Origin of the sequence: Aquabacter albus, from assembly GCF_040049275.1 — a bacterium.
Classification (GTDB): domain Bacteria; phylum Pseudomonadota; class Alphaproteobacteria; order Rhizobiales; family Xanthobacteraceae; genus Aquabacter.
Genome location: NZ_JBDZDT010000001.1, coordinates 608881 through 625895, shown reverse-complemented (window position 1 = coordinate 625895; position 17015 = coordinate 608881). Strand labels below are relative to the sequence as shown.

The following is a 17015-nucleotide window of genomic DNA, read 5'->3' as shown; positions in this document are numbered from 1 at the left end:
TTTCTTCACGAGTTACGCGTGAAGAAGCCCGGGCAGCGGCCCGGGCCTCTTCGAAATCACAAGGGGGTGCGCTGCACCTCGACGCTGCGCAAGATGAAGGCCAGCGCGGCTTGCAGCTGGCTTTCCAGATCCTCATCGATGGATTCCGCGATAAGGATGGGATGGCAGAAGCGCACCATGGCGCCGAGCATGATCTGGCTCGCGGCGGCGGCGTCGTGGGGCACGAACGCACCCTCCTCGATGCCCTCCGCCAGCAGCGCCTCGATGCCGGCCGCGATGCGCAGCTTATGGGCCAATATGGCGTCCCAGTTGGACTCGATGGCCACCAGGACCATGTCGTGCAGGCGCCGCTCGGAGATGAAATTGTCCCGGTGGTAGATCAGGATGGCGCGGAACAGCTCGAAGATGCGCTCACGGGCGGTCAGAGGCTTCGCGGAGATGACGCGGATCTCATTTTCCATCTCCACCAGGCAGCGGGTGCAAATGGCCTCGACGATGGCGTTCTTCGAGGGGAAGAAGCGGTAGACATTGGCCGGCGACATGCCCAGCTCGGCAGCGATGTCGGCCACCGCCGTCTTGGCATAGCCCATGCGCCGGAACAGCTCGTCGGCGGTCCGCGCGATGCGCTCGCGGGTCTCGTCGGCAGTCTCCTTGGTGCGGGCGGTGATCGGCGGCACGGCGGCGTCTCTCCGGTTAACTGACGAATATTATAAATCGTCAGTTCTATAGCGCAAGGGAAATTTCATGGCCGGCTGGGGTTCGAGCATGACGCTCGCCGCCTCATCATCCCCAGACTTGATTTGGGGATCTTTTGGACGTCCTAGCCGCACCCGTGCCGGGGAGAGATGGCCGGATCAAGTCCGGCCATGACGGTGAAATTTCCTCACGCGCGCACCAGGCGGCGCGGCGGCTCTTCTTCATCGAACGTGCCTTCGAACACGCTGATGAGCGCGCGGCGGATGGCCGACTGGCGCGCCGCACTGGTGATCTTCGCGCCCATGAGGTCGGTGACGTAGAACACGTCCACCGCCCGCTCCCCGAAGGTGGCGACGTGCGCGGAGGCGATGTTGAGGTTGAGCCGCGATAGGGTGGTCGTCAGCTCGAACAGCAGACCGGGGCGGTCGAGGCCGGACACTTCCACCACCGTGTGGCGGTTGGACCAGGAATTGTTGACCGTGACCTCCGGCTCCACCGAGAAGGTGCGCCGCCCCTTCGGCCCCTTGCGGGCGATCACCTCCGGCAGGCGCACCTCGCCCACCAGAGCCCGCTCGATGGCATTGCACACGCGCTGGGCGCGGCGCTGCTCGTCCTCGTCCCGGTCGAAGGCGCGGCGCAGCGCGATGGTGTCCAGGGCCAGCCCGTCCGTGGTGGTGGAGATCTGCGCATCGACGATGTTGGCCCCCGTGGCCGCGCAGGCGCCGGCGATCACCGACAGCAGCTTGGGATGGTCCGGTGCCATCACCGTGAGCTCGGTGATGCCGCGCTCCCCCTCCATGTCGGCACGGGTGGCGAGCGTCTGGTCCGCCGCTTCCGCCTCGGCGATGAAGCGGGCGTGGCGCAGCTTGGTGTCGAGGTCCACCCGCAACCAATAGGGCGGATAATGGCGCGCCGAATAGGCGGCGAACGCATCGTCGCTCCAGTCGGCCAGAGCATGGCGGAGCTGGGCCTGCGCCATCTGCACGCGCTTGCCGCGGTCCACTTCCGAGAAGCCGCCGGTTAGCACCGGCTCGGTCTCGTAATAGAGCGTCTTCAGGAGCTGCGACTTCCAGCCGTTCCACACACCCGGCCCCACCGCGCGGATGTCGGCGGTGGTGAGGATGAGCAGCAGCTTCATGCGGTCGAGATTCTGCACCACCGCCGCGAAATTCTCGATGGTCTTGCGGTCCGAGAGATCGCGCGACTGGGCGACGGTGGACATGACGAGATGCTGCTCCACCAGCCACGCCACCGTCTCCGTCTCCACCGGCGAGAGGCCGAAGCGGGGGCACAGGCGCTTGGCGATCTTCGCGCCGGCGATGGAATGGTCCTCGGGCCGCCCCTTGGCGATGTCGTGCAGCAGCAGCGCCACATAAAGCAGGTTGCGCTGCTTGATGTGGCCCATCAGCTCGTTGGCGAGCCCGTTCTCCGGGTTCACCTTGCGCTCGATCTCCGAGAGGATGCCGATGCAGCGCAGCAGGTGCTCGTCCACCGTATAGTGGTGGTACATGTTGAACTGCATCATGGCCACGACGCGCCCGAACTCCGAGACGAAGCGGCCGAGCACGCCCACCTCGTTCATGCGGCGCAGCACCGGCTCGGGATCGTTCCGCGAGCAGAGTACGTCCATGAACAGGCGGTTGGCTTCCGGGTCCTCACGCAGCTTGGTGTCGATGAGCGGCAGCGAGCGCGCGGCGAGCCGCATGGCGTCCGGGTGGAAGGCGAGGTTCCGCTTGTCCGCGATCTGGAACATGCGGATGAGGTTGATGGGCGCGCGCGCGAACGCCTCGTCGTCGGCCACGTTCAGCCGGTCATGGTCGATGACGAAGTCGGGGCTCTCCTTCAACTTGGTGCGGCGCGAGCCGATGCGCAGCCGGTCCACCATGCCCTTCAGGCGCGGCACGGGCTTGTCGTGGCGCGCCTCCAGGGCGGCGGAGAGGATGGCGGTGAGGTCGCCCACCTCCTTCGCCACCAGGAAATAGTGCTTCATGAAGCGCTCGACGTCCCGCTGGCCGGGATGCTCGGTATAGCCGAGCCGTTCCGCCATATCGCGCTGCACGTCGAACGACAGCCGCTCCTCCGGCCGGCCGGTGAGGAAGTGCAGGTGGCAGCGCACCGACCACAGGAAATCCTCGCAGCGCGTGAACAGCCGCGCTTCGTCGCGGGTGAACACACCCTTCGCCACCAATTCGCCCGTGGAGCGCACGCGGTAGACGTATTTGGCGATCCAGAACAGCGTGTGGAGATCGCGCAGGCCGCCCTTGCCGTCCTTCACATTGGGCTCGACCAGATAGCGGGATTGCCCGGCCTTGCGCAGTCGCTCCTCCCGCTCCGCCATCTTGGCGGCGACGAACTCGGCCGCGGTGCCTTCCACCACCTCCTTGTCGAAGCGGTGCTCCAGGTCTTCGAAGAGCTCCTTCTCGCCCACCAGGAAGCGGGCTTCGAGGATGGAGGTGCGGATGGTGATGTCGGCGCGGGCCTGGCGCACGCACTCGTCCACCGAGCGTGTCGCGTGGCCAACTTTCAGGCCGAGATCCCACAAGAGATAGAGGATGGCCTCGGCCACGCTCTCGCCCCAGGCGGTCTGCTTGTAGGGCAGGAGGAACAGGATGTCGGTGTCCGAGCCCGGCGCCATCATCCCGCGCCCGTAGCCACCCACTGCCGCGATCGCCATGCGCTCGGCACGGGAAGGTTTGTCCACGGGATAGAGGATGGTGGTGGCCACCTCATGGGCGCTGGCGATGATGGCGTCCTGGAAGGCGGAGAGGCGCTGGGAGCAGCAGCGGCCGCAGCCTTCTTCCAAAAGCAGGCGTTCGGCCTCGGCGCGGGCCTCGGTGAGCGCCTGCTTCATATGGGCGACCACCGCCCGCTTCAGCTCCGCTTCGCGCCCGGCATGGGCCCTCGCGATCTCCATGATTTCCGTCTTGAGGCGGGTGCCGAGGAAGGGTTCGGAGATGGTGCGCGGAAGCCGGGGCATGCGTCGCTGTGCTCGTCGCTGTTCTTCTAGAGTGTTCGCCACTCAGGAAAGGGTTTTGCCCGGCGCGAAACCGGGCATTTTCGTTTATCGCAATCCCGTGGCGACGTCACGGCGCGGTGCGGCGGAAATGTAAGGCAGGGCCTCCAGTGCGGGCGTGCCGCCCAGGACAAACGCTTCCCTGCATGCCTTCGCCCCGCTGGGGAAACCCCTCTCTTGCCGTTAACCCCCCCTTAAATGGCCGCATTCGAAGGTCTTTCAGGTCTGCTCGGACGATGGCGGGCGGAAGCATCATGGCGTGGCGCGGAAAAGGAGAGGATGAACGGCGCGAGCCCGTGCTTGAGCGGCCGGAGACGCTGTTCGACATCCGCCTCGATGCCAATGACCGTGCGGCAGCCCCGCGCGAGGACGCGCGGCCGAAGCGCCGCCCCAAGGCCGAGCCCGCGCTTGCAGGCGCGCGCACGGCCGACACCGAAAGGAGTGAGGTGGCGAGCGTCTCCCAACGCACCAGCGCATCTTCCGGCCGTCCTGCGAAGGGCAAGGCCGGCGCTCCCAAGCGCGGCACCGCCGAGCCCCGCCGCGGCAAGGCGGAGCCCGCGCCCCGGCGCGCGCGCCGGAAGCGCGGCTCGCTGCTTCTCGGCCTCGTGAAATGGTGCCTTATCCTTGGGCTGTGGGTCGGCATCGCTGTGGCGGGCCTCGTCGCCTATGAGGCCTCCAAGCTGCCGCCCATGCAGACGCTCATGGTGCCCAAGCGCCCGCCCACCATCATGATCCAGGCGGCAGACGGAAAGCCGCTCGCAACCCGAGGCGACATGGGCGGGGCGGCGGTGCCGCTGAAACAGTTGCCGGCTTATCTGCCCAACGCCTTCATCGCCATCGAGGATCGGCGCTTCTACGACCATTGGGGCCTCGACCCCGTGGGGCTTGCCCGCGCGGTCGCCACCAACATGGTTTCGCGCCGGGTGCGCCAGGGCGGCTCGACGCTCACCCAGCAGCTCGCCAAGAACCTGTTCCTCACCCAGGAGCGCACCTTCTCCCGCAAGATCCAGGAGGTGATCCTGGCGCTCTGGCTGGAGCAGAAATTCTCTAAGGCCGAGATTCTCGACCTCTATATGAACCGGGTCTATTTCGGCTCGGGCGCCTATGGGGTGGAAGCGGCGGCGCAGCGCTATTTCGGCAAGTCCGCGCGCAACGTCACGCTCGCCGAGGCGGCCATGCTGGCGGGCATCGTCAACGCCCCCTCGCGCCTTGCCCCCACGCGCAACCTGAAAGCCTCGCAGGAGCGCGCGGCCCTGGTGCTCGCCTCCATGCGCGAACAGGGCCTGATCTCCCCGGACATGCAGGCCGCGGCCCTCGCCAAGCCGGCCACCGTGGCGCCGCCCTCTGCGCCCGGCTCCATCGGCTATGTGGCCGACTGGGTGGTGGACCAGCTGGATTCCTATGTGGGCGAACTCTCCGGCGACGTGACGGTGCGCACCACCATCGACGCCAACATGCAGGCCCAGGCCCAGAGCGCGTTGTCCGAGACGCTGGCGAAATCCGGCGCCAAGTTCGGCGTGGGCCAGGGGGCGCTGGTCTCCCTCGCGCCGGATGGCGCGGTCCGGGCCCTGATCGGCGGCCGGTCCTATGAGGAGAGCCAGTACAACCGCGCCGTCACCTCGCGCCGCCAGCCCGGCTCCGCCTTCAAGCCCTTCATCTATCTCACCGCTCTGGAGAAGGGCCTGACCCCCGACACGGTGCGCGAGGATGCGCCCATTCAGCTGAAGGGCTGGCGGCCGGAGAACTCCACCCACGATTATCGCGGGCCGGTGACCTTGCAGCAGGCGCTGGCAGCGTCCCTCAACACGGTGTCTGTCCGCCTCGTCCTGGAGGTGGGGCCGAAGGCCGTGGTGGCGACCGCGCATCGCCTCGGCATTGCCTCCCAGCTTGATCCCAACGCCTCAATCGCGCTCGGCACGTCCGAGGTCTCGGTGCTGGAGCTGGCAGCGGCCTATACACCCTTCGCCAATGGCGGCATCGGGGTGATCCCGTATGTGATCGACAGCGTGAAGGGGCCGGACGGAAAGACGCTTTATGCCCGCGCCGCCTCGGGGCCGGGCCGGGTGATGGCGCCGGAATATGCGGGCATGATGAACCGCATGATGGAGGAGACCCTCATCACCGGCACCGGCCGCCGGGCCGATCTTCCGGGCTGGGAGGCGGCGGGGAAGACCGGCACCTCGCAGGATTATCGCGACGCCTGGTTCGTGGGCTACACCGCCCGGCTCGTGACGGCCGTGTGGCTCGGAAATGATGATTCCTCGCCCACCAAGAAGGCCTCCGGCGCCAACCTGCCGGTGGAGATCTGGAGCCGCTATATGAAAGGCGCGCTCCAGGGCGTGCCGGTGGCGGACCTTCCGGGTGGCGCCCGCTCTCCCGGCTTCGGTCTCGGCCAGCCTCTGCCGCCCGGCGCCATGCCCGACGAGGCGCCCCCCGCCGTGGTGGGCAGCCTGCCGCCCTCCCAGGCGCCGCGCGGGCAGGAACCCATGACGCTGGACCGCTGGTTCGTGGATACATTCCTGGGCGGGCGGCGGTAGTCTTCCTCACTACCTCCTTCGGGTAAGTGATTGTTCGAAAGCCGCATTCTGCCCGGCAGTGGGACCATTCCGGGTCACCGCACCTTGGACGAAGCGATCTGCGCGGCGCACATATCTGCCCGTCATACGGAGGATTGCGCGCGTTGGGCACCGGCCTTATATGCAGATTATTGTGATCGTGCGCCGGGCTAGGAAGATCCCCTTTGGGCCCGCATCCCCGGCACCGAAGTCACGCAGAGCGGCCTCCGCCTGGAGCGCTGTCATAGCCTGACCTAGCGAAGCTATGCGCCCTGCCCGTTACCCGGGCGGGGCGTTCTCGCTTTTGGCGCCGGTTCGTGGGCGCAAGCCCACTTTTCCATGGGCCGTCAGGCGCGCAGCGACGCTGTCGCGTGCCAGACGAGCTGTACCAGTTCGATGGAAATAACGACCACAAGCGTGCGGAAGGCGATCTGCCGGGCCTGGGGGACATTGGAGAGGATCACGCCCAGATACCCGCCGAGGACGCTTCCAAGCGCCAGGACGCCGCCTTCCATCCAGAGGATCTTCCCGTGATGGGCGAAGATCAGGACCGGCAGCAGCGACGTGACGGCGATCAAAAGGCTCTTGAGCGCATTGGCCTGGGGAAGATCGTAATAGAAGAAGAGCATCAGGATCATCATCAGATAGGTCGCGCCATCGAGGACGATGAAACCCAGCCAGAATCCGACCGCGAAGATGAGGAGCATGCCGCGCCAGTGAATCTCAGGGATCTTATTGTGATTCTTGACGAGGATATCCTTGAGCTTTGTCATCACGAGGATCAGCGCGATAAGCACCGCGCCATCGATGATGGTGGAAAGCTGGTGATCCGTGAGCGCCTCCGCCGCGTGCACCCCCAGAATGCTGCCGAGGGCCGCCGGCGGGACGAGCCTGATCGCGGCGGACCAGTCCAGTTGCCCGCGCTGCGCGAAGCTGAAGGTCGCCATGACGGCGCCCACCAGGACCGGCAGACGGTTGGTGGCGTTGGCCACCCCTTCGCCGATGCCGAGAACGGCAATCAGCAATGGCAGGCTGACGGCGGAGCCGGAAGACGCCAGCGTGTTCAGGAAACCGCAGGCAAGCCCCGCGACTGCGAGCACAAGCCAGTAGAAAAAATGAGATGGATCCACGTCTTTCGCCCCCGCGCCAGCGTTCGCGAGAGGTAGATCGGAGGTATAAAAATAGTCAATGATATAGCATGTCCGCGCCCTGGCAATTTCCGGCCTATTTTGCCGGCATAATTTCTAAGGCGTAACTGATGTTCACTTCGTGGACGGAAACGCGCCGCCAATAGAGGGATATGCTGGCAAAGCTATGCGCCTGCTCGGACCCGCGCGGGCGTTCTCGCTTTTTGGATGCGCTCAGGCTCCATGGCTTGCATCCAACCAATCCCGCGACCGCCTGGAGCGTGAGGGATGCGCCGCGCGAGGCGTTGAAGAGGTCGATGACCACTTTCATGTCCTCCCCGCGCATACGGCCGTCGGCCAGAAATTCGCTGCCGGCGCCGAACATGTCCTCCGCGACCGCGCGGACCGCCGCACTGTCGAGGTCCGGGAAGATCTCCCCGAGAAAGCCTTCGAGCGCCACGCGATTGGCGGGCGCGGTGGCCCAGGCCAGGGTCTGGGTGAGGCAGGAGGCGACCTTGTGTGCGGTCTCGCCATTCTCCCGCAGCCAGGGCCGGCGCGCAGCAAGCACGATGGCCTGGTAGCCGCCAAGGGCGCCGATAACGGTTCCGAGGGCAGCGTAGCCTTGGAGCAAGGCGAGCCGCGTAAAAGGGGCGCCCAGCAGGGTGGCGTCGAATTCTCCGCGCACCAATTTCTCGAAGCGCAAATTGGTGGCGCCAGCATAGACCACCTCATAGTCGCGCCCGCGCTCCAGGCCCTCCTGGCGCAGCATCTCGAACAGGGCGCTGGCATAGCCGGTGTCGGTGTCCACCGCCACGCGGCGCCCCTTCAGATCCGCAGCCCTGGCGATGCCCGGTGCGGCCATGAGGGTGAGGAAGCCGCGATGGACACCGGCGAAGGCCGCGAGCTGGCCGGCATTGGCATGGCCGGAGCCGGCGCAGTCCAGAAGATCATCGAGCGACATGCCAACGATGGGGTTTGGTCCTTCGAGAGCGATGCGGTGCGCTTCGTCCGCGTCCTTCACGAAATGGCGGCGTGGCACCAAGGGGACTGTGGGGTCCGTCCCGCGCCGGCGATCGGCCACCGCGAACAGGATTTCGGTGGCGTCCCGGAACAGGGCGATGGTGGCCGTCTCGCCTGAATGCGCGTTCTGCTCCGACATCGCCCGCCCCCCCTGCACAGTGGCGGAAGCTAAAGGCATCGACTGCCGTTTGAAAGCGGGCCCTGGGCGAAGGATCGTCCCCCCTCTCCCGCTAGCGGGGGAGGGCTGGGGAGGGGGAGAGCGCGATCTCTCAGATATCCCAGCTGTAGCTCTGCTTGAGGTGCCCCCTCCCTAACCCTCCCCCGCTAGCGGGAGAGGGGATGGCTCCACAGGGGAGACGATCACGGCCGGACGGGAAAGAATGCGCCTGCGATGGAAGGGATATGCCCACAGAAGGGTGGCTCACCGTCCGGGCCGCCCTTGGGTGGCAACAGCTCGGCATTGAGCGCGGCGCCCGTGCGGGTGAGGCGGACCGTCCAGCCGTCATTTTCCTTCAGCTCGGCGGGGCTCCCGCCCACCACCAGCGCGTCGCCATCGGGCAGGGCGCCGGCTTCCAGGTCGCAGACGGGGTGGCTCATGGTGAGCGCCACGGTGGAGATGCTGGCCTGCCGGCCCCGCCCCTTCGGCGCGATCTCGATCAGGCCCACCACGCTGACCCATTTGCCGTCCCAGCCGGGGCGGGGCGAGAGGTCGAGGCTCTCCAGCATCTGCGCCCGGTCGGCGAGATCGCTCTTCAGCTCGTAATCGCGCGTGCCGAAGTAGGCGTTGCGCGCTTCGAGGAAATAACGCTGGTCAGTGCGCAGCGCCGCCTGCGTGGGCGCATCGAACGCCGCCATGGCCTTGCGGTAGGCGGCCGCCACGCGGCGGTCGAGGGCCGAGAGAGAGGGGCTGGCGCAGATCGCCTTTTCGGGGCCCGTGCGCGCGGCCTTGCAGTCGAAGGACGGCCCGCTCTCAGCCATCGCGGTGGAATGGGAAATCAGGAAGAGAAGGGCGCCGACTGATGCCGCGAAAGCCGCAAGGCGACGCCCATTCATGACAGCCTCAGCCGCCGCCCACCGGAACCGGGATGGGCGCGGGCGCGGCGGCACCCATGGCGGCCCGCAGCGGGGCGGGCGCGTCGGTGACGCGGGGCAGGTCCAGCCGGGACCACACGTCGCTGAGCGATTCGGCGAGGTGCGCGATCATCTTGTCCGTATGGAACGGGGTCGGGGTGATGCGCAGCCGCTCCGTGCCTCGGGGCACGGTGGGGTAATTGATGGGCTGGATATAGATGCCGTGCTCGGCGAGCAGCACGTCGCTCGCCGCCTTACAGGCCTTCGCGTCGCCCACCATCACGGGGATGATGTGGGTGGGCGTTTCCATCTGCGGCAGGCCGGCGGCGGCGAGGGCCGCCTTGGTCTTGGCCACCTGGGCGCGCTGGCCGTCCCGCTCCGCCTGCGAGGCCTTCAGGTGCTTCACCGAGGCGGTGGCGGCGGCGGCGATGGCCGGAGGGAGGGCGGTGGTGAAGATGAAGCCCGGCGCATAGGAGCGCACCGCGTCCATCACCACGCGCTTGCCGGTGAGATAGCCGCCGATGACGCCGAACGCCTTGCCCAGCGTGCCCTCGATGACATCGATTCGGTCCATGACGCCGTCGCGCTCGGCGACGCCGCCGCCGCGCGGGCCGTACATGCCCACCGCGTGCACCTCGTCGAGATAGGTCATGGCGCCGTAGCGCTCGGCGAGGTCGCAGATCTCGGCCATGGGGGCGATGTCGCCATCCATGGAATAGACACTCTCGAACACGACCAGCTTGGGCCGGTTGCCGGCAGCCTTGAGCAGCTCTTCCAGGTGCACGAGGTCGTTATGGCGGAAGATAGCCTTCTGCCGGCCGCCCTGGCGCACGCCCTCGATCATGGAATTGTGGTTCAGCTCGTCGGAGATGACCACGCAGTCCGGAATCAGCTTGGCGATGGTGGAGATGCCGGTGGCGTTGGAAACGTAGCCGGAGGTGAAGACAAGGCCCTGGTCCTTGCCGTGGAGATCCGCCAACTCGCGCTCGAGGGCCAGGATCTCATGGCTGTTGCCGGAGATGTTGCGGGTGCCGCCGGCGCCGGCGCCGCGCAGCAGGGCGGTGGCGCGCATGGCCTCGATCACGACCGGATGGCGGCCCATGCCGAGATAGTCGTTGGAGCACCACACCGTGATCTCGCGCGGGCCGCCGGGCGAATGCCACAGGGCGCGGGGGAAGCGGCTGGCGTCGCGCTCGATGTCCGTGAAGGTGCGATAGCGGCGCTCGCGGCGCAGCGCATCGACGGCATCGGCGAAGAACAGATCGTAGTTCATTCACGGTCCCGGGGCACGGGGTGGGCCGAATTCGCGGGCGTTAACTTAGACGCGAATTCTTCCAATCTTAGGGTTGCACATTGCCTCCTCCCTTGACCTCGATCAAGGGTCAAACCCGCCGCGCGACACACGGGCGCGCTTCCTCTGCCTCAGGGGCATATCACGACCGCGCGAAACGCATGTCGGGTCCTCGAAGCGGTATGATGAGCCGGATTGCTGTCAAACCGTTCAGCCGCCTAAAAAATATGGCGCCAAAGTGGAGCGGATTTCATCAAAATGCCGCTTGCGAAGGCGGGGCGAATACCCTAAATCCCCGCTTGCCCAAATTCGCACGTGCCTGTGGTTACGTGTCGATCGGTGGAAGTCCGGACAAGAGGCCGGAAAGCTACCAGGACGATCGACAGCCGGAGGGAACCGGCGCACCCCGCTCCTCACGCGGGGGACGTGACTTGAAGCAACGACGTAAGGGCTTTTTTGGTCTCGGTCGGCCCTCCAAAGGTCGGCGTCACTGAAGAGGCACTACATCTTGCCGGCCGTGCGGAACGGGAATCTCCCTTTCCAAGCGCGCGCATTCTGAAACGCCCTTGCCTTGGCTCGCGCCGGGGCCGGGGAGACGAATGCCGTTCGGTTCGATGATGCGGCCGGTTTGTGACCGGCGAAGCGGGTACGGCCCGTTGGGATCTAGGCGCGTCCACACCGCCCCGGTCCCGCGAGTGCGTGCCCCGGATGGGCCCGAAAGGCTTGTCCGTCCTGTCGTCGCGCGGGCAACCGCGCTTCACGAGGCTTCAGGTCACGGGGAGGTTTCCATGACCGATCGCATCCGCGAATTTCTCAAGACCCGACGTGAGGATGGTCCCTGCGTCGTCGTCGATCTGGACGTGGTCCGCGCCAATTACGCTGCTTTCTCGCGCGCGTTGCCGGACACCCGCGTCTTCTATGCCGTCAAGGCTAATCCGGACGCCGCCATTCTGAAGGCGCTGGCCGACATGGGCTCGTGCTTCGACACCGCCTCCACCGGCGAGATCGAGATGGCGCTTGCCGCCGGCGCCGGCCCGGAGCGCATCTCCTTCGGCAACACCATCAAGAAGGAGCGCGACATCGAGCGCGCCTTCAAGCTGGGCGTGCGCCTGTTCGCGGTCGACTGCTACGAGGAGGTCGAGAAGATCGCCCGCGTGGCCCCCCGCGCGAAGGTCTTCTGCCGCATCCTGTGCGATGGCGCGGGTGCCGAATGGCCGCTCTCCCGCAAGTTCGGCTGCGTGCCCGAAATGGCCGCGGACGTGCTGGAGCATGCCCATCGCCTGGGGCTGACCGCCTATGGCGTGTCCTTCCACGTGGGCTCGCAGCAGAAGAACGTGAACGCCTGGGACCAGGCGCTCTCCTCCGCCGCCGGCATCTTCGCCGAGTGCGCCGAGCGCGGCATCTCGCTCTCCATGGTGAACCTGGGCGGGGGCTTCCCCACCAAGTATCTCCAGGATGTGCCCTCTGCGAAGGCCTATGGCGAGGCGATCTTCGACGCGCTGCGCCGCCATTTCGGCAATGCGATTCCCGAGACCATCATGGAGCCGGGCCGGGGCATGGTGGGCAATGCGGGCCTGATCGAGACCGAAGTGGTCCTGATCTCCAAGAAGGCCGAGACCGACACCATGCGCTGGGTGTTCCTGGACATCGGCAAGTTCGGCGGCCTCGCCGAGACCATGGACGAGGCGATCCGCTACCCGCTGCGCACCCCGCGCGACGGGGACGACACCGCGCCCTGCGTGCTCGCCGGCCCGACCTGCGATTCGGCCGACGTGATGTACGAGAAGACCCCGGTGGAACTGCCGGTGTCCCTCTCCATCGGCGACAAGATCCTCATCGAGGCTTGCGGCGCCTACACCACCACCTATTCGGCGGTGGCTTTCAACGGCTTCCCGCCGCTGAAGTCCTACGTGATCTGAGGATCACCCTTCCGCACCGGCCCCGTCTGAAAGCCGAGCGCTTGCGCTCGGCCGGGCCGGCCTCCTTCGGCTTCGGTTGTGGCACGGGAGATGCCGATGACTGAAATTGTCGCTGAGAAAGTGGAAGAGGCAGCCGCCCGCGAGGCGCTCCTGGACCTGTGCATGCCTGCGCGTTTCGAGAAGTCTTCCGAGCGCCTGCGGGAAGGCCGGCTGCCGGCCGAAGGCCTGTCCCTCGCCGCCCACGGTCCGGACGGGCGCCTCGTCGCGACCGTCCGCCTGTGGCACGTGGCGGCGGGGCCTGGGCGGCCCGCTCTGCTGCTCGGCCCGCTGGTAGTGCATCCCTGGTTCCGGGCGCGCGGCCTTGGCGGTGCGATCATGCGCGCCGCCGTCTCGCAGGCGGAGGCACGCGGCCATGGCGCCATCCTGCTGATGGGGGACGCGCCCTATTACAGCCGGTTCGGCTTCTCCTCGGCCTATACCGGCGCGCTGTGGATGCCCGGCGCCTATGACCGCCACCGGCTTCTGGGCCTGGAACTGAAGGACGGGGCGCTGTCCGGCGCACGTGGGCTCATCAGCCCGACTGGCGCCCAGGTGGCCGTGCCGTCCCTTGCCGAGCTGATCGCCGCCTCGGCGGCGTGAGTCTCCGGCTCGGTCTCAGGACACGTCATGGCCGGGCTTGACCCGGCCATCTCCATCAGGACTGACGCAACGGGGCGGCGGGAGATCCCCGGGTCAAGCCCGGGGACGACGGTGTTGAGGGAACGAAGGGCTCTCTCCGCGCGGGGAGGGGGGAGCTGATGCCTACTTCGTCGCGATCCCCTGATTCTTCAGAATGTCGGCCCATTTCACGTTCTCGGATTTCACATAGTCCGAGAATTCCTGCGCCGTGGTGCCCTTCACCACATAGCCGAGCTCATTCAGCTTCTTGAGCGTGTCGGGCTCCTTCAGCACCTCATTGACGGCCTTGTTGAGCGAGGCGACGAGGTCCGGCGCCATGCCGGCCGGGCCGAACATGCCCCACCACAGCTCCACGTCGAAATCCTTGATGCCCGCTTCCTGCATGGTGGGGATGTTGGGCAATGCCGGGAGGCGCGTCGTACCCGTCACCGCCAAAGGCTTGATGAGGCCGGTTCCGATGCCGGACATGGCGGTGGGGGCGCTCACGAACATGTAGGAGACGTGGTTGCCCAGGACCGCCGGCATGGCCGCGCCGTCGCCCTGGTAAGGCACGGCCACGGCGTTGACGCCCGCCTCCTTGTTGAAGAACAGGCCGGCAAGGTCCGCCCCGTCGCCGCGCCCGCCGGTGGCGTAGTTCACGGCGCCCGGCCGCGCCTTGATATAGTCGATCAGCTCCTTCACCGAATTGGGCGGGAACTCCTTGTTCGCCACCAGCACCAGCGGCGTGTAGGCCACCAGCGAGATGGGGGTGAAGTCCTTCACCGGGTCGTAGCCGGGATTGGCGTAGAGCCTCTGGCCGGCGGCGTGGGAGGTCTGGGTCGCGATCTGGAGGGTCAGGCCGTCGGGGGCGGACTTCGCCACATAGCGCGAGGCGATCTGCGCCGCCGCGCCCGGCTTGTCCTCGACGATCACGGTCTTGCCGATCTTCTCCTGGAGACGCTGGGCGATGACGCGGGCGATGGTATCGGTGGTGCCGCCGGCGGTGTAGCCGAGGACGATGGAGACCGGCTGCTCGGCCTGTGCGGCGGGCATAGCGGCGATGAGGCTGAGGCCTGCGAGAATGGCGCAGGCGGCGCGGCTGAACATGGCGTTTCCTCCTAAACCCGGCGTCCGGCTCTTTCCTGGCCGGCGAGATCGGCCGCGCACATATGCGGCAGCCGAAGTTCCAGGCGTTCAATCTAGGAGCGGGGCTTTCCCGTTCGTAATAATCATTTCCGTACCTGCAATGCCGTGGGCTTATACTGGTCGGAGCAAGCAATTGTCCTTACGCAAGGTAATGTTTGCTTGCAATTGAGCCGAATTCGTCTCGGGCGGGACCGTTTTTCGGCTCAGCCTCTAGGTCGGGTCGCCCGAAGCCTTCCGCGCCAGCGCCTCCGGGTCCGCCAGCGCCAGAGCTGAAAAGCGCGGCGCGACGTGGGCTGCGAGGTGGTCGAGAAAGGCGCGCACCCGCGCCGGCAGCGGGCCGCCCTGGCCCAGATAGACCGCGTGAAGCGGATCGGTGTCGCCGGGATTGAAGGCCTCCAGCACCGGTACGAGCCGGCCCGCCGCAATATCCTCCGCCACCTGGAACAGGCCGAGCCGGGCAAGGCCCAGCCCTTCCACCACCAGCCGGCGGAGCGATTCGCCGTCATTGACCATGGCGTTGCCGGCCGGGACGTGGCGTATCTCGCCGCCCGGCGTGCGCAGGGGCCAGCCGTCCATCTCCCTGGCATAACAGAGGGTGAGGCGGTTGTGCTGCTCCAGATCCTCCGGCGTCTCGGGGATGCCGGCGCGCGCGAGATAGGCGGGCGCGGCGACGATGACCATGCGCGTCTCGCCCAATTTGCGCGCCACGAGCTGCGAGCTTTTCAGCGGGCCGGAGCGCACGGCGATGTCGGTGCGCTCCTCCAGCAGGTCCACCACCTTGTCGGTCAGCACGGCCTCGACGCTCACCCTGGGGTGGGCCGCGAGGAAAGCGGGCAGAGTGGGCAGGAGGAAGTCGACGCCGAATGGCACATGGGCGCTCACCTTCAGGTGCCCCGCCGCCAGCTCGCTGGCGGACGCGGCGCGCTCGGCGGCGTCCAGTTCCGCCAGAATGCCGACGCCGCGCTCATAGAAGGCGCGGCCCTCCGGGGTCAGCTCAAGCCGCCTGGTGGAGCGTTGGACCAGCCGCGCGCCAAGCCGCGCCTCGAGGCGCGAGACCAGCTTGCTCACGGCGGACGGGGTCATCCGCAGCTTGCGGGCGGCGGCGGAGAAGCCTCCCAGCTCCACCACCCGCACGAACACCTCCAGTTCGCCGGAGCGGTTGACGTCGACGCGGGCCATTATGAATTCAAGTCACAAATGCTGTGCATTCCGCGAGGCTAGATGAGCGGGGGCGCAACGTCCATGTTGCGTTGCGAAGGGGCCGCCTGGCCTCACGCAGACTCAGGACCCAGATTCCATGCCCATTGCGCTTTACGCCCTCACCGCCGGGGCCTTCGGCATCGGCGTCACCGAATTCGTCATCATGGGCCTCCTTCTGGAGGTCAGTGCCGATCTGCACGTCTCCATCTCCGCCGCCGGCCTGCTGATCTCCGGCTATGCGCTGGGCGTGGTCGTCGGCGCGCCGCTGCTCACCGTGCTCACCGGCCGCTGGCCGCGCAAGGCTGTGCTGGTGGGGCTCATGGTGGTGTTCACCCTCGGCAACCTCGCCTGCGCCCTGGCGCCCGACTACTGGACGCTCATGGCGGCCCGCGTGCTCACCGCCTTCGCCCACGCCACCTTCTTCGGCGTCGGCTCGGTGGTCGCCACCGGCCTCGTGCCGAAGGAGCGCAAGGCGAGCGCCATCGCCATCATGTTCACCGGCCTCACGGTGGCGAACATCCTCGGCGTGCCGCTGGGCACGTGGCTCGGCCAGGCCTATGGCTGGCGCGCCACCTTCTGGGCCGTCACCGTCATCGGGGTGATCGCGGTGGCCGTGATCGCGCTGCTGGTGCCCAAGGACACCTCGCAGCAGGAGGAGAGCAGCAGCCTGAGGCAGGACCTCGCCGTCCTCGGCCGTCCGGCGCTGCTGCTTGGCCTTCTCACCACGGTGCTGAGCTGGGTGGGCGTGTTCGCAGGCTTCACCTATATCGCGCCCATCCTCACCCGCATCACCGGCTTCTCGGAAGCGGCGGTCTCGCCCATCCTCCTGGTGTTCGGCGGCGGCCTGGTCATCGGCAACCTCCTGGGCGGGCGGCTCGCCGACCGCAGCCTCGTGCCCACGGTCTTCGGCACGCTGCTGGCCCTCTCCGTGGTGCTGGGCCTCATGACCTTCGCCATCCACAGCCAGGTGGCTGCGGTCATCGCCATCGGCCTGTTCGGGGCGGTCGCCTTCGCCACCGTCGCGCCGCTGCAGATGTGGGTGCTGGAGAAGGCGATGGGCGCCGGCCAGAGCCTCGCCTCCTCCTTCAACATCGCCGCCTTCAACCTCGGCAACGCCATCGGCGCGTGGCTCGGCGGGGTGGTGATCGACCAGGGGCCGGGCCTTTCCGCCATCCCCTGGGTCGCGGGCCTCGTGCCGCTCGCCGCCATGGCGGTGGCCTATGGCGCGGTGCGCCTCGAAAGCGCGCGGCGGACCGTGCCGGTTCCTGCCGGCGCGAAGTAATCCTCAAGGCCGGGCGGGCGTGCGCCGATTCAGCGCTC

The 17015-nt window shown here is 67.2% G+C and carries 12 protein-coding genes; 4 read left to right on the top strand and 8 right to left on the bottom strand.

Features of this window, described 5'->3' with window-relative positions:
- Positions 1 to 56: 56 nt before the first annotated feature.
- Positions 57 to 677 carry a TetR/AcrR family transcriptional regulator gene (locus ABLE91_RS02590; protein ID WP_348928128.1) on the bottom strand — a complete coding sequence of 207 codons (621 nt, stop codon included), beginning with the start codon at positions 675 to 677 and terminating at the stop codon, positions 57 to 59.
- 206 nt (positions 678 to 883) lie between these two features.
- Positions 884 to 3673 (bottom strand): [protein-PII] uridylyltransferase, encoded by a 2790-nt coding sequence (locus tag ABLE91_RS02585; protein WP_348928127.1) that lies wholly within the window; start codon positions 3671 to 3673, stop codon positions 884 to 886.
- A 290-nt stretch (positions 3674 to 3963) separates the two neighbouring features.
- Between ABLE91_RS02585 and ABLE91_RS02580 the strand changes: the two genes are divergently transcribed.
- Entirely contained in the window at positions 3964 to 6246 is a 2283-nt protein-coding gene (locus tag ABLE91_RS02580) for a transglycosylase domain-containing protein (RefSeq protein ID WP_348928125.1), read from the top strand.
- Between the two features lie 365 nt (positions 6247 to 6611).
- Here the strand turns inward: ABLE91_RS02580 and ABLE91_RS02575 are convergent, their stop codons facing one another.
- The 4 genes from ABLE91_RS02575 to hemA all read right to left on the bottom strand — a co-directional run bounded on the left by ABLE91_RS02575 (position 6612) and on the right by hemA (position 10755).
- A complete protein-coding gene (locus tag ABLE91_RS02575) occupies positions 6612 to 7394 on the bottom strand; it encodes a sulfite exporter TauE/SafE family protein (RefSeq protein ID WP_348928124.1) in 783 nt (260 codons plus the stop codon).
- 94 nt (positions 7395 to 7488) lie between these two features.
- Entirely contained in the window at positions 7489 to 8550 is a 1062-nt protein-coding gene (locus ABLE91_RS02570) for an ABC transporter substrate-binding protein (RefSeq protein ID WP_348928122.1), read from the bottom strand.
- Positions 8551 to 8771: 221 nt separating this feature from the next.
- A complete protein-coding gene (locus ABLE91_RS02565; protein ID WP_348928121.1) occupies positions 8772 to 9464 on the bottom strand; it encodes a lysozyme inhibitor LprI family protein in 693 nt (230 codons plus the stop codon).
- Between the two features lie 7 nt (positions 9465 to 9471).
- Positions 9472 to 10755, bottom strand: coding sequence for a 5-aminolevulinate synthase (gene hemA / locus ABLE91_RS02560; RefSeq protein WP_348928119.1), 1284 nt, complete (start codon positions 10753 to 10755; stop codon positions 9472 to 9474).
- An 806-nt stretch (positions 10756 to 11561) separates the two neighbouring features.
- Between hemA and ABLE91_RS02555 the strand changes: the two genes are divergently transcribed.
- Both ABLE91_RS02555 and ABLE91_RS02550 read left to right on the top strand, forming a co-directional pair.
- Positions 11562 to 12692, top strand: a complete 1131-nt coding sequence (locus ABLE91_RS02555) for a type III PLP-dependent enzyme (RefSeq protein ID WP_348928118.1) — start codon at positions 11562 to 11564, stop codon at positions 12690 to 12692.
- Between the two features lie 96 nt (positions 12693 to 12788).
- Positions 12789 to 13331: a GNAT family N-acetyltransferase gene (locus ABLE91_RS02550; RefSeq protein ID WP_348928116.1), complete on the top strand. Its 543-nt coding sequence runs from the start codon at positions 12789 to 12791 to the stop codon at positions 13329 to 13331.
- A 162-nt stretch (positions 13332 to 13493) separates the two neighbouring features.
- Here the strand turns inward: ABLE91_RS02550 and ABLE91_RS02545 are convergent, their stop codons facing one another.
- Together ABLE91_RS02545 and ABLE91_RS02540 are read right to left on the bottom strand one after the other, a co-directional pair.
- Positions 13494 to 14456, bottom strand: coding sequence for a Bug family tripartite tricarboxylate transporter substrate binding protein (locus ABLE91_RS02545; RefSeq protein WP_348928115.1), 963 nt, complete (start codon positions 14454 to 14456; stop codon positions 13494 to 13496).
- Between the two features lie 249 nt (positions 14457 to 14705).
- Positions 14706 to 15674 carry a LysR family transcriptional regulator gene (locus tag ABLE91_RS02540; RefSeq protein WP_348928113.1) on the bottom strand — a complete coding sequence of 323 codons (969 nt, stop codon included), beginning with the start codon at positions 15672 to 15674 and terminating at the stop codon, positions 14706 to 14708.
- 118 nt (positions 15675 to 15792) lie between these two features.
- On the opposite strand from ABLE91_RS02540, the gene ABLE91_RS02535 reads away from it, so the two are divergent.
- Positions 15793 to 16977, top strand: coding sequence for an MFS transporter (locus ABLE91_RS02535; protein ID WP_348928111.1), 1185 nt, complete (start codon positions 15793 to 15795; stop codon positions 16975 to 16977).
- Positions 16978 to 17015 lie beyond the last annotated feature (38 nt).

Bases quoted from the DNA above. Each gene is read 5' to 3' on its own strand.
- ABLE91_RS02555 (WP_348928118.1), top strand. From the start codon at position 11,562: ATGACCGATCGCATCCGCGAATTTCTCAAGACCCGACGTGAGGATGGT.
- ABLE91_RS02535 (WP_348928111.1), top strand. From the start codon at position 15,793: ATGCCCATTGCGCTTTACGCCCTCACCGCCGGGGCCTTCGGCATCGGC.
- ABLE91_RS02585 (WP_348928127.1), bottom strand. From the start codon at position 3,673: ATGCCCCGGCTTCCGCGCACCATCTCCGAACCCTTCCTCGGCACCCGC.
- hemA (WP_348928119.1), bottom strand. From the start codon at position 10,755: ATGAACTACGATCTGTTCTTCGCCGATGCCGTCGATGCGCTGCGCCGC.
- ABLE91_RS02550 (WP_348928116.1), top strand. From the start codon at position 12,789: ATGACTGAAATTGTCGCTGAGAAAGTGGAAGAGGCAGCCGCCCGCGAG.
- ABLE91_RS02570 (WP_348928122.1), bottom strand. From the start codon at position 8,550: ATGTCGGAGCAGAACGCGCATTCAGGCGAGACGGCCACCATCGCCCTG.
- ABLE91_RS02545 (WP_348928115.1), bottom strand. From the start codon at position 14,456: ATGTTCAGCCGCGCCGCCTGCGCCATTCTCGCAGGCCTCAGCCTCATC.
- ABLE91_RS02580 (WP_348928125.1), top strand. From the start codon at position 3,964: ATGGCGTGGCGCGGAAAAGGAGAGGATGAACGGCGCGAGCCCGTGCTT.
- ABLE91_RS02565 (WP_348928121.1), bottom strand. From the start codon at position 9,464: ATGAATGGGCGTCGCCTTGCGGCTTTCGCGGCATCAGTCGGCGCCCTT.
- ABLE91_RS02540 (WP_348928113.1), bottom strand. From the start codon at position 15,674: ATGGCCCGCGTCGACGTCAACCGCTCCGGCGAACTGGAGGTGTTCGTG.